General features: G+C 48.4%; 10 protein-coding genes. 2 read left to right on the forward strand and 8 right to left on the reverse strand.

From position 1 onward, the window contains the following. Positions 1 to 29: 29 nt before the first annotated feature. The 8 genes from V1224_09085 to argH form a co-directional block, all read right to left on the reverse strand. Positions 30 to 1,076, reverse strand: a complete 1,047-nt coding sequence (locus tag V1224_09085; protein ID WWR14659.1) for an ABC transporter substrate-binding protein — start codon at positions 1,074 to 1,076, stop codon at positions 30 to 32. 158 nt (positions 1,077 to 1,234) lie between these two features. Then, a complete protein-coding gene (locus V1224_09090; GenBank protein ID WWR14660.1) occupies positions 1,235 to 3,490 on the reverse strand; it encodes a diguanylate cyclase in 2,256 nt (751 codons plus the stop codon). Between the two features lie 40 nt (positions 3,491 to 3,530). Continuing rightward, complete coding sequence (locus tag V1224_09095) at positions 3,531 to 4,199, reverse strand: UDP-N-acetylglucosamine pyrophosphorylase (protein ID WWR14661.1); 669 nt, start codon at positions 4,197 to 4,199, stop codon at positions 3,531 to 3,533. 6 nt (positions 4,200 to 4,205) lie between these two features. Further along, entirely contained in the window at positions 4,206 to 6,236 is a 2,031-nt protein-coding gene (locus V1224_09100) for a DNA topoisomerase (GenBank protein WWR14662.1), read from the reverse strand. An 8-nt stretch (positions 6,237 to 6,244) separates the two neighbouring features. Continuing rightward, positions 6,245 to 7,630 (reverse strand): DUF234 domain-containing protein, encoded by a 1,386-nt coding sequence (locus V1224_09105; protein ID WWR14663.1) that lies wholly within the window; start codon positions 7,628 to 7,630, stop codon positions 6,245 to 6,247. Further along, positions 7,621 to 9,348, reverse strand: a complete 1,728-nt coding sequence (locus tag V1224_09110) for a bifunctional diguanylate cyclase/phosphodiesterase (protein WWR14664.1) — start codon at positions 9,346 to 9,348, stop codon at positions 7,621 to 7,623. Before V1224_09110 ends, V1224_09105 begins: the two co-directional genes overlap by 10 nt. 47 nt (positions 9,349 to 9,395) lie before the next feature. Further along, positions 9,396 to 10,484, reverse strand: coding sequence for an aspartate-semialdehyde dehydrogenase (gene asd / locus V1224_09115; protein ID WWR14665.1), 1,089 nt, complete (start codon positions 10,482 to 10,484; stop codon positions 9,396 to 9,398). A 1-nt stretch (position 10,485) separates the two neighbouring features. Beyond that, the gene (gene argH, locus V1224_09120) at positions 10,486 to 11,907 is read right to left on the reverse strand and encodes an argininosuccinate lyase (GenBank protein ID WWR14666.1); all 1,422 of its coding nucleotides are present in this window, start codon (positions 11,905 to 11,907) and stop codon (positions 10,486 to 10,488) included. Positions 11,908 to 12,164: 257 nt separating this feature from the next. On the opposite strand from argH, the gene V1224_09125 reads away from it, so the two are divergent. Further along, on the forward strand, positions 12,165 to 12,935 hold the full coding sequence (locus V1224_09125) for an ABC transporter ATP-binding protein (GenBank protein WWR14667.1): 771 nt from the start codon (positions 12,165 to 12,167) through the stop codon (positions 12,933 to 12,935). Further along, entirely contained in the window at positions 12,925 to 13,737 is an 813-nt protein-coding gene (locus tag V1224_09130; protein WWR14668.1) for an ABC transporter permease, read from the forward strand. Before V1224_09125 ends, V1224_09130 begins: the two co-directional genes overlap by 11 nt. Positions 13,738 to 13,786 lie beyond the last annotated feature (49 nt).

Genomic DNA, 13,786 nt, shown 5'->3' on the forward strand with positions numbered 1-13,786 from the left:
GCCATCATATCTTATCGAATTTTATACAATCAGTCAAGTACGGATAAGTCAACGCCAAGAGTATCCGCTGTCTCCTGATTGGTCTTCAGCGTACATTTGTCAGCGCTCAGATAACCGATCGGCATTGTGGAAATATCTGCACCATTGACAAGGATGTCCACTGCCTGCTCACCTGCCATATAACCGATCTGATAATAATCAATGCCATATGTTGCAAGACCGCCTGCATCTACCATTCCCTCTTCTCCGCAAATGGTAGGAATCCCATTGTCATTGGCAACCATAGCCACCGTAGCCATACCTGCCGCAATCGTATTGTCCGTAGGCGTATAGATCACATCCACCTTGCCGACCATAGACTCCACAACCTGCTGGATCTCATTGGAAGTAGATACGGTAAACACTTCCGATGTAAGACCTGCATCCGCACATGCCGCCTCTGCCATCTCAGCCTGGAACACAGAGTTGGATTCTGCGGAACAATAGAGAATGCCCACTGTCTTTGCCTCCGGAAGAAGTTTCGTCAACAGCTCAACCTGCTCTTTTACCGGTGTCAGATCCGATGTCCCGGATACGTTTTTGCCGGGCGCTTCGTTGGAATCAACCAGCCCCGCGTCCGCCGGGTCCGTCACCGCGGTCACAAGTACCGGAATCTCTTCCGTCGCACCGGCTACTGCCTGTGCTGCCGGCGTTGCAATGGCGAGAATCAGATCGTTGCCATCGTTTACGAGCTTCTCCGCGATTGTCTGACATGCCGACTGATCGTTCTGCGCATTCTGCTGATCGATCTCATAACTGATACCAGCATCGTTTAATGCCGCCACGAATCCTTCGTTTGCCGCATCCAGAGCCGCATGTTCCACAAGCTGGATCACACCGATCTTATAGGTCTGTCCGTCTGCAGCGCCATCCTCCGCAGCCGCCCCTTCTGCCGCGTCCGCAGCGCCCGATTCTGCCGCCGCTGATTCCTCTGCCACAGCTTCGTTTCCCTCACCCTGCGCCGCAGTGGAACCACATCCGGTTGCCATCCCGATCACCATCACAGCGGTAAGAGATAATGCCAATAACTTTTTCATACGTTCTCTCCTCACTATTCTCTTCTGCGTTGACGCTTTAGTGTGTCAACGCATATTTAAACTACGGGAATAACTATACTCCAAAATGCTCATCCCGTCAACTGTTTTCGCCATATTTGTGATCGTTTTCTTTCTGTAAATTGGAGCAACTGCTATTTTTACAGCCTCCGCCAGTCGAAGCTCGACTTCGAATCCATCATACCTCCCATAAAGTATTCGGAAATATCCATATAATTCAAAAGACAGGTAGCACTGTCAGCATCGTTTTGCAGCCATGACGCATGTACTTTCAGCCAGCTGCGAAGCGCCCCGTTAAAATGCTCTTCCGACAGTTTGGCATGAATGTCATTTCTGTTCAGTTTCTTCATAACACAGTTTTCACACGGCGCATCCTGTCCTGCAAACGCACGGTAACAGTAATCGCCAATCTGCAGATCCGGCAATGCCTCCAGCAGCTTGCGGTTGGCAAAGTTCAGTTCGTAAGTATCACTGTCCACCGTGATAACATAACTGTCAAAATTGTCAAAAACGCCCAGCTTGTCAAGCATTTTCTTACCCCGCTGATGTCTCTCATACTGAAGGACATACATCTGGAGCAGCTGCAGCACTCTTGCCAGTTCTTTCTGTTCGTTTCTCTGTAATACCCATTCGCGTCCGCTGCATTCACCGATCAGAAATACACCCACAACTTCTCCCTCAATCATCAAAGGCTGTATGAGCATCGTATAGATTTTGTTTCGTATCATCTGCGAAGACAATTCCTGTGGAATGTCATCATAGTTGTGAACGACCCGATATTTATCGAGCATATGTAACTGTTTGAGGAATGTGACCCATTTGAACTCACTGCCGTCGCTTGTCGCTCTGCCTCTCCAGTCATGCCCGCGGTCACAATACTGGAATTCCAGACCTGGCTTTCCATCCATCCCCTCCAGTGACAGACAGGATTTATGAAACCCATAATGCCTGATAATCAGCTTCAGCACTGCCCGCAGCTGATTCATATTCTGTCTGTTCTCATTCAGAATCTGCTCCAGCAGATCCTCCAGATTGACGCTGGTACTGATCTCGTCATAGAAATTAATGTTCGGCTTTTCATTGTCCGTCATCGCTTTTCTGTAAATACCGGAAAGATCATAAATATGGTACCCTTCTTTACCATCCTCTTTCTGGGAATTGACGGCTCTCTCCGCTTTATCAAGCAATTCGGCCCACGTATTTCCCTGATAAGGACAGACAGAAACGCCGACGTTGCCAGCCAGCATAAAGCTGTCCTCCCCGCTGCCGAGCGTCACTTCCGTGCTGTGCGCTACCTTGGCGGCAATCGCATCTACATTGGATACATTGCCGACATTGGGAACGAAAACGACAAACTCATCTTCACTTGCCCGTCCGAGAATATCTACACGGCCCATCCCCTTCTCTATCTTATCCGCAACATCCTTCAGCACTTTTCTGCCGACTTCTTCACCCAGTGCATCGGCTATAAAACGCAAATTGCCGATATTCACAAGCATAAACGCATGCACATCGTCCTTGCCTGACTTCTCCAGGATCTGATCGATCTGCGCCCTTGTCTCCGCTTCATTGTACCAGCCTGTGAGGACATCGAGTTTTTCTTTATCCCGCAGTTCCTTCAGAAGCAGTTTTTTCTCATGAATATCAGAGATCTTACCAACGACATACGTCACATATCCGTCTACCCCGGCGATACTGGACGTATGAAAGCTGTACCAGCGTTTTTCTCTGCCGTCTTGTAAGCTGAGCTGTAACTCTACAATATCCGACCGCGGCGTCTTCAATGCCTCCTCCATGACCTCTCTCAGCTTCCTCACTTCCGGGTCCTTAACCGCATATTCCTGAATCTTCACAAGAAACCGGTCAACAATCTGATTGTTCTCCAATCCATATTCGCTGGCTTTCTTCACGGAAAATACATCCGTCTTCGCATTATAATCAAACAGAAGCTCGCCCTCTGTTTCTACAAGCATCTGGTACCACTGAGACTGCATACGCATCTCGTTCTCCACAAACTTTCTGTCCGTGGCATCGATAAATACGCACAGAATGATCGCTCTGCCATTAGCCTTCTCATACAGGTTGCCACGGACCTGAAGCCAGCGCAGACTTCCGGAGGCCGTGACCGTACGGAACTCCGTGTCCACAGCGCCATCGTCTTTCAGTATATCTTCCAGCGCCTGCCAGAATTTCGGTTTATCTTCCTCTAATATTACGGAAAGCAGATTGTTCACATACTTCATTCCCAGCTCCGGCGTATACCCGAGCATCCGGAATCCTCCGTTGTTCATATAGAGGAGTTCCATCCGTTCTTCATCGAATGCAAGAAATGCCACCCCTGTCAGCATATTTTCCAACATATCATGTATTGATTCATGATCCAGCTTTTTCGCCATAACGCCCTCTTCCCCTTCGTAGTGATACCATATACGATTATTATACTTCCTTCTTTACAATATTTCCAGCATCTTTAAAAATACTTTTCTCTGGAACATACCCTCTTACCCTTGAAAGCGGATAAATATTCGTCTCTCTGCCAACTATACTGCCCGGATTGAGCACGCTGTTACAACCTACCTCCACATGGTCGCCGAGCATCGCGCCAAACTTTTTCAACCCAGTTTCAATATTTCCTTTCTCCGATTTTACAACGACAAGCGTTTTGTCGCTCTTGACATTCGACGTAATGGAACCGGCCCCCATGTGCGCCTGAAATCCTAAAATGCTGTCCCCCACATAATTATAGTGTGGCACCTGCACTTTATTGAAAAGGATCACATTTTTCAGTTCCGTCGAATTACCGACGACCGCTCCCCGGCCGACTATCGCGTTGCCGCGGATAAATGCACAGTGCCGGACTTCCGCCTCCTCATCGATAATCGCCGGTCCATTAATACAGGCTGACGGATAAACTTTGGCCGATCTGGCAATCCATATATTGTCCCCTCTTTTTTCAAATCTGTCCTCCGGAAGGGTATTCCCCAGCCTGACGATAAAATCACCAATCTTTGGCAACACCTCCCACGGATAGACAACCCCTTCAAAAATCTCTCTTGCGATCGTTTCCTCCAGATTATACAAGTTTAAAATATTCAGATATTCCATGCTCTATCACCCCTTATAATTTTTTGCCGCCATATCGTACCTGCCATACAGCCCGCGTCCACTGTCACACTGTCTCACGAGAGCCGTCCTTCTCGATACGAAATCGCTGAGCTTTCCCATATATTCTTCCCCGGTTATTGTCCCCGCAGCCACCTGTGTCAGGCCTTTCTCCCAGCTCGCAGTCAGAGCAGGATTGAGCAACGGCCTGATCGAATAGTCCACGATCTCATAAATCATCTCCCCCAACAGCGTTGGTGTGATGATCTGTGTCTTTTTATTCAAAGCCAGATACTTGATCGTTACCAGTTTTTTGAGGATTTCTGCCCGGGTTGCAGAAGTACCGATGCCGCTTCCTTTGATCTGTGCCCGCAGTTCTTCATCCTCGATAAACTGACCGGCATTTTCCATCGTCAGAATCAGCGTGCCGGAATTATAACGTTTGGGCGGAGAGGTCTCCCCTTCCTTAATAACAAAGGGCTCCTGGCTGCGCAGCGGAATCCGCATCCCCTTTTTCAGCGCAGCCAACACGCCAGCCAGCCCGGCATCATCCAAATCGCCTGACTGCTGCGCCTCGTCATCGCTGTCATTTTTCTTTTCCTTTTCGTCTTTCTTTTTCTGAAATGAGAGCTGTGCGACACTCAGATAGCCTTTTTCTTCCTGTATTTTAAGATTCGTAAAAAATCTTTCATTTTTCACTGACAAAGTCAATGTGATCTTCCGGTATACGGCAGCCGGATAAAAAATACTGAGAAACCGTCTGACGATCAGCTCATAGACACGGGCCGCTGTCGGAGCAATTCCCTGCAGGTTCCCGATCCCCTGACCGGTCGGAATAATCGCATAGTGATCGGTGATCTGCTTGTCATTCACATACCTTGTCTTCTCCAGTCCGCGGTACATTTTTTTCCGAAGCACTTCCTCCGCAAACTGCACTGTTGTCTGATAGCGGCTTAATCCTCTGATATTTTTTTCAATCTCTTTTGCCACTGCAGACGAGAGGACTCTGGCATCCGTTCTCGGGTAAGTCGTCAGTTTTTTCTCATACAATTCCTGGACAATCCGCAGTGTCTCGTCAGGGCTGATCTTAAAGAGGCGGGAACAATCGTTTTGCAGTTCCGCCAGATTATAGAGCAGCGGTGGATTCTTCGTCTCCTTCTTTTTCTCAACCTTCTCCACAACCGCATCTTCCCGCGGTTCCTTCAGCAGATAATCTGTCAGCTCCTGCGCCTTCTCCTTTTCCCGAAAGCCATTGTCTTTATATAATAACGGAGAGTTCTCATAAAGGCTTCCGGAAGCGGCACGCCATTCGCCTTCCACCTCCCGGTCTGTCAGACAGAAATTGCCGATCACCCGATAAAATGGTGTCTTGACAAAGGCTCTGATCTCCCGTTCTCTTTGGACTACCATGCCAAGTACACAGGTCATGACACGCCCTACCGCCACGACTGCCCGGTCGACCTTCAGATAATCTTTCACAGAGTTTCCAAATTTCAGCGTCAGCGCTCTGGAAAAATTGATGCCCATCAGATAATCTTCCTTGGCCCGCAAATATGCCGCTTCACAGAGATTATCATAGTCAGAGAGATCTTTCGCCTCCTGAATGCCCCGCAGGATCTCTTCCTCCGTCTGCGAATCAATCCACACACGCCGACGCTGCTTGCCGGTGACGCCTGCCTGCCGCTCCACAAGCCGGTAAATATATTCTCCCTCTCTTCCGGAGTCAGTACAGACATAGATGATTGCAATGTCGCTTCGCTTTAAGAGGCTGCTGACGATGGCAAACTGCTTTTTCACACTCTCTATCACTTCATACCGAAATTCCCCGGGAATAAACGGCAGCGTGTCGAACGACCAGCGACGGTACTTTTCATCATATTTGTCAGGATAACTCATCGTCACCAGATGCCCCACACACCAGGTAATTACTGCCTCTTCAGACTCCATATAGCCGTTTTTACTGGCCATCCGGTATCCAAGGGCTTTGGCAAATTCTCTCGCTACACTGGGCTTTTCCGCGATAAATAAATTTTTTCCCATTTTAGTCCTCAAAATGTATCCAAATCAATCAGATGAAGATCATCCCGCATCTCTGCCTCCTGTATGAGCTTTTCATCAAAACGGTACGCGGAAAACAGATAGACGTGGTCCGCCGATAATTTAGCCTTTCTGGCACAAAATGCCAGCCATTCATAGTCTTCATAAGGCATCACCGATGTCTCCCAGTTGCACAGTCCGATCAGCGTATGTCCCTCTTCGTCCTGGGCAATGATGTCAATATTTCCTACTTTTCCGACCCATTCCCCCGTTTTTGTGTAGACAAAGGGCAGCTCGCCCCGCAGATTCAGATATTCCATATATTCCCTGCACACCTGTCCGAAAACGGAAGCCGTGAAATTTCGCAAGTCGGGTTCTATGTAAATATCATAATAGGTCTCCTCATCCAGCATATCCAACCGGCTCATATGCGGATACAGATAACGGAAATAAAAATGTACGAACTGATTACAGATCCGGTACACTCCTTTCTGTGCGTTCTCGCGCCCTTCCGTATCATAAGAAAATACTTTTTCCACAATCTCCAGTTCCATCAGATTTTTCAAATATACACTGATCTTGGCACGGGAAAATCCTGTGTGAAGATACAGATCATTCAGCTTTTGCTTTCCCGAGGCAAGAGCAGTCAGTATCGCATGATACACATAGGTTTCCCGCAGTTCTTCCGCTACCATCCTCAGCGCCTCCTCATGCAGGAAACAGCCTCTTCGCAAAATATAACGGCATATATTATCCCTTAAAGGCAGTCCTTCCTCAAAATGCTCCCAAAGACCGGGGAATCCACCAAGAACCGCATACGTCTCGATCTGCTGCTGCCTCGTATTATCCGTAAAACGACGCACCATATCAAAGAACCGCTTCTCCTTCATCTTCACAAATCCTGAGATCTCGTAAGCGGCTTCCCCGATTTTCTCGATCATGCTGTTTTCGATCCAGCCGATGTAAGTCGAGCAAAGCAATACCATCACCTGCTGATTGTTCCACTCATTGTGGAGGAACTGAGTCACTGACTGCATAAATTCCTGGCTCTGTCTGACAATATTATGAAACTCCTCGATCACGATCACTTTCTTTTCCGTCCGTCTTCGGATCATAGAGTCAAACAGCTCTGAAAACGACGGATACTCTTCGAGCGTGGCGCCTTCCTCTTTCAGTTCATTTCCCCACAGATAGCGCTGCTCTCTTTCCGAACAGGGGCGCGCCCGATAAAACGACTGGGGTTTTCCCTGGCAGAACGCCCTGAGCAGCTCTGCCATACCGATATTTTTTTGTCCGTATAAAACAATTAACTGACTGCCGTCCGCCTCATAATAACGATTCAGATACTGCAGTTCGGTTCCTTCTATTTCTGCCATGGCCTCACCTGCTACTCCCATATCTGTCTTTCCAGTAATTCTTCGATCTGTTCCCCCGGCATCGGTTTCCCAAGCAGAAATCCCTGGATATACTCACAGCCGATCTCCTTCAGATAATCAAACTGCTCCTGTTTTTCCACACCTTCCGCGATCGTCTCATAGCCCAGTTTGTTTACCATATTTACGATTGACTCAACGATAATATTCCCTGTTTTGTCCTTCAGCATAGAGTCAACAAACGATTTATCGATCTTGATCGCATGGATCGGCAGACTCCGTAAGTAAGAAAAGGAAGAATAACCTGTTCCGAAATCGTCGATCGCTGTCTGGATGCCATACTGGCGCAAAAGCTCCAGCTTCTTCGTCATGCGCGCAAAATCTTTCACTAATATCGTCTCTGTGATCTCCAGCTCGATCTCTTTCGGAGACACCTCATACTGCTTAACGAGCTGAATCAGCCGTCTGGCAAACCCATCCTGAATGAAATGGATCGCCGAGATATTCACGGACATCGTCAGGCTGACTCCAAATTTTTTCTTCCACTGTGCAAGAGTGGAAACTGCTTTTTCCACGACCCATTCGCCGATGTTGATGATCAGACTGCTTTTCTCAGCGATCGGAATAAATTCTCCCGGACTGATAATCTGCCCTTCTTCATCCCGCCAGCGGATGAGCGCTTCCACGCCCCGAAGCTGTTTCTTTCTTGTATCATACTGTGGCTGGAAATACAGTAAAAATTCTTTTTCGAAAGCCGCCCCTCTCAGTTTATGTTCGATGCGCGCATTTTGTATAAAATCATGAATCACCGGTGCATCAAAATAGCGGATGCCGCTTTGATTGTTCTGCTTTACCTTAAACATGACGATTTCCGCACGCTCGATCAATTCCAGTGCATTTTCCGCCGCTTCCGGATATTCGGCCACACCGACACTGACCGTGACCGATATTTCATTGCCCATAAGCACGAACGGCTCCTGCAGCCGCTCATGAATCTGTTGATAAATCCGTTCCATCGTCCGTTCGCCAAGCGGATCATATATCGCCATACAATAGACGTCCGCATTGAGATGAGCACACATAATCGTTTCATCCGTACACAGCCCCTGCAGAAACTGCCCGAACTGCATGATCATCTCATCTCCTGCCAACATACCGATCCCGTCGTTGATCTTCCGGAAATTATTAATATTGATAAAGGCGACACTGATAATCGTCTTTTCCACACTGGCCTTTTCGATCCAGTCCATCAGCCTCTTGATAAAATGGTTTCGGTTGAACAAACCGGTCAGACTGTCATAATATGCCAGATAATCGAGATCATCCTTCTGCTTTTTATACCTTGTAATGTCCCGGAATCGGAGCAGTTTTTCTTTCGGCCTGCCATGTGCATCCCGGACTACCTTTACCTTGCATTCCATCCACTGTTCTCTGTCACTGCGGCAAAATTCTCCACAGGCATCGGAACCGCCCCGCTCTTCGACATGGATCACTTCTTTGAGAGAGGTCACATCCTCCTCTCTCATAATATAGAACAGTCTGGCAATATCACCGCGGTTCCTGACCGGAAAATCAAAAAAGCTGTCCCAGTTTCCCACTGTCAAACAGCAATCGTCCTCATAAGAACAGTAGAGAAACGCATTGCTCGATGTGTCTATCATCATCCGGTACATACTACATTCACTGTTTAATTTCTGGTTCATCGCTTTTAACAGATCGATTTGATATTGTAATTCATCCACAGGTTACATTCCTCCTGCTATTACCATCTTTCCCTCTCATTTACCGGTTACTGCTTTTTTGTAATATATCCTGATGCCTTCAACATTTCGGCGCAGAGCACACTGCCTCCGGCCGCTCCTCTCACCGTATTGTGAGAAAGTCCTACAAATTTCCAGTCATAGACCGTATCTTCCCGCAGACGTCCGATTGAAATGCCCATCCCCTGCTCAAAATGCACATCGAGCGTTACCTGCGGCCTGTTGTCCTCCTCCATATATTGAATAAATTGCTTCGGCGCACTCGGAAGTGCCTGCTCCTGAGGGAGTCCCCGGTAAGCTGTCAGTTTTTCGATTAACTGCTCTTTCGTGGGCTTTTTTCTGAATTTCACAAACGCAGCCGCCGTATGCCCGTTCAGTACCGGTACACGAATACACTGACAAGTAATCAGAGGAAGGGATGCCGGTTTCACGACGCCGTCCTCCACGGTACCGAGCACGCGCAGCGGCTCTTTTTCTGATTTCTCTTCCTCGCCACCGATATAGGGAATAATATTACCCACCATCTCCGGCCAGTCCTGAAACGTTTTTCCTGCCCCGGAGATCGCCTGATAAGTCGTGGCCACCACCTCATAGGGCTCGAATTCTTTCCACGCCGCCAGAGCCGGCGCATAGCTCTGAATGGAACAATTCGGTTTCACCGCAATAAACCCTCTCTTCGTACCGAGTCTCTTTCTCTGAGATTCGATCACTTCCATATGGTCCGCATTGATCTCCGGAATCATCATTGGTACATCCGGAGTCCACCGGTGGGCACTGTTGTTGGAGACGACCGGAGTCTCTGTTTTTGCATAATCCTCCTCAATCTTTTTGATCTCATCTTTTGTCATATCCACGGCGCTGAAAACAAAGTCAACCTGCTCTGCCACCCGCTCCACTTCATTCACATTCATCACGACGATCTTTGCGGCCGCCTCCGGCATCGGCGTATCCATTTTCCATCTGCTGCCTACCGCCTCCTGATAAGTCTTTCCCGCGGAACGGGGACTGGCCGCAATCGTCGTCACCTCAAACCACGGATGATCTGCCAGCAAAGAGACAAATCTCTGCCCTACCATACCTGTACCGCCTAAAATACCAACTCTTAACTTATCGCTCATCTTATTCCTCTCCTCTGAAACTATAATATTCTCCTCTTACGTTACATTCCTCTTCCAGAAACTTCCTGCCGACTGCGATTGCCTGCTGCATCGCCTGCTGCCCCGGCGCGCCGACTGTCAGACGTCTCTCCACACAGGTCTTCAGACTGATAGCGTCATAAATATCGGTCTCAAATACCGGGCTGACTGACTGCAGTTCTTCTATTGTCAGTGCATCAATGCTCGTGTTTTTATCGATACAGTATAAGACCAGCCTGCCGATGATCCCATGCGCATCCCGAAACGGCACTCCCTTACCAACGAGGTAATCTGCCGCATCGGTGGCATTCGTAAACCCGTTGACAGCGCTCGCCGCCATCACATCTGTGTGAAAACGCATCGTCTTCAGCATCCCCTGAAACAGCGTCAGTGAACTTTTTACTGTCTCCATGGCATCAAACGCCAGTTCCTTATCCTCCTGCATATCTTTATTGTATGCCAGCGGAATTCCCTTCATCATCGTCAGCAGCGACATCAGCGCCCCATAGACCCGGCCTGTCTTTCCTCTGACGAGTTCCGCGATGTCCGGATTTTTTTTCTGAGGCATGATACTGCTGCCTGTGGAATACGCATCGTCGATCTCCACGAACTGATATTCGTTGCTGTTCCAGATGATAATCTCTTCACAGAAACGACTCAGATGCATCATAATCGTAGCCGCAGCCGCCAGATATTCGATCAGATAGTCTCTGTCGGCCACAGAATCCATACTGTTCAGCGTCGGCCCTTCGAATCCAAGCAGAGAAGCCGTATATCCGCGGTCAAGCGGGTATGTCGTCCCCGCCAGCGCACCGCTGCCGAGCGGGCAATAGTTCATGCGCCTGTATATGTCTTTCATACGCAGAAGATCCCGTTTGAACATCTCAAAATAAGCGCCCAGATGATGGGCCAGCGTAATTGGCTGCGCTTTCTGCAAATGCGTAAATCCCGGCATATAAGTATCCAGATGCTCTTCCATCATTGAGAGCAGTGTGCCGAGCAGTTCTTTCAGCAGATGCTCCGACTCCAGTACCACTGTTCTTGTATACAGTCTCATGTCCAGTGCCACCTGATCGTTCCTGCTCCTGCCGGTATGCAGTTTCTTGCCGGTATCACCGATCTTATCGATCAGACTGGCCTCCACAAAGCTGTGAATATCCTCAAATTCGTCCGTGATCACAAGCTGTCCGCCCTCCACCTCTTCCCGAATCTGCGTCAGCCCCTTGACAATGGCATCTTTCTCTTCCTGCGTCAGTATATTCTGCTTCGCCAGCATGATCACATGGGCGATGCTTCCTTCAATATCCTGTAAAAACAATTTCCGATCAAACGATATGGACGCATTAAACTGATAGACAAGCCGGTCTGTCTCTCCCGTAAAGCGTCCGCCCCAAAGCTGTGCCATACATTTCCTCCTGTTTAATTAAACCTAAATTTGATATTACCACAATTTTTTCTATCCTGCAACAGTATGATATTTTGTGTTTCCCTGTTTTTATAGAAAGCTGACTTTCCAGACGCTTTCTGTGCGGGACGTCTCTTCCGCTTCTTTCAGCAAGCCCTTTTGATGCTGCAAAACAGAGACGCCCTCATCGGTTTCCTCATTCCGCAACAATCTGCAAAAATCTCATACTATAAGATATAAATTCTTGGAGTGATGCTATGAGTTCTTCCATATTACAGCTACACAACATTACTTATTCCTATCATAGCCTGACCGGAGAGATACCCGCTCTTTTTAATATTTCTTTTGATGTAAAGCAGGGAGAGTTCCTCGCGATCGTCGGCCCCAGCGGCTGCGGTAAGTCCACGCTTTTGTCGATCATCGCCAGACTGCTCACCCCTGAGGGCGGTACCATCGTCTTTCAGAATCCCGACGGTTCCCTGAATTATCCGAAAACAGGCTATATGCTCCAGCACGACCATCTTCTGGAATGGAGAACGATCTTCCGCAATGTCATGCTCGGTCTGGAGATCACACATCAGGAGACACCGGAAAATATCGCTTACGCGGAAAAGCTCCTGACCGATTATGAACTTTACAGATTCAGAGACAAACATCCGAGCGAATTATCCGGCGGTATGCGTCAGCGGGCGGCGCTGATCCGCACCCTTGTTCTCAACCCGGATATTCTGCTTCTGGATGAACCGTTCAGCGCCCTGGATTACCAGACAAGACTGTCCGTCTCCGGAGACATCGGCCATATCATCCGCACGACGGGAAAGACTGCTATCCTGATCACACATGATCTTTCGGAAGCCATCAGTCTGGCAGACCGCATCATCATTATGTCAGCCCGTCCTGCGACCGTCAGAAAAGAAGTGGAAATCCATCTGACAAAAACAGACGATACGCCGCTCTCCGCCAGAAGCGCTCCCGAATTTCATCATTACTTCAATCTTCTATGGAAGGAGCTGTCCCATGAAAGCTAAAAACAAAAACAATGTCCTTTCCGCCCAGGAACTTTACATGAAGCAGCACAGAGATCATCATCACTGTGTTGCCATCCTGCGCCTCGTTTTGCTGCTGCTGTTTTTGGGCGTCTGGGAATTGTGTGCGGATCTCGGGGTCATCGACAGTTTCTTTTTCAGCAGTCCCAGACAGGTACTCTCCTGTTTTCTGTCCATGGTAGCAGATTATTCGATTTTCCAGCATGTTGGCATCACCCTGTTTGAAACACTCGCCAGCTTTTTTCTCGTAATCCTGATCGGCCTGCTCTCTGCCACTTTGTTGTGGTATTCCAAAAGTCTGTCAGAGATCGCAGAACCTTACCTCGTCATCTTAAACAGCCTTCCCAAATCCGCACTGGCGCCGCTCTTTATCGTCTGGCTCGGTACCGGCATGGATACAATCATCGTCGCCGGCACTTCCGTCGCCCTGTTCGGCTGCATCATCAGCCTCTACACCGGCTTTCATCAGGTCAATGAAGAAAAGATCACGCTGATCCGCACACTCGGAGGAACAAAAAAAGATATGTTCCTGAAAGTTGTACTGCCCTCCTCCGTGCCCGTCATATTGAGCACGATGAAAGTGAACATCGGTCTGGCGCTTGTCGGCGTCATCATCGGAGAATTTCTCGCTGCCCGCAAGGGACTTGGCTATCTCATCATTTACGGCAGTCAGGTATTTCAGCTTCACCTCGTGATCACAAGTATTATCATTCTCTGTGTGATCGCCATGGGTCTGTACCAACTGATCCAATACGCAGAACACTGGTACAAGAAACGTATGTAAAACGCCGGTATTGCTGTCATAAGGAGCATTTCAAAAAAGAATCCTGTGT

It is taken from the genome of Lachnospiraceae bacterium JLR.KK008 (assembly GCA_037015955.1).
Taxonomy (GTDB): Bacteria; Bacillota; Clostridia; order Lachnospirales; family Lachnospiraceae; genus VSOB01.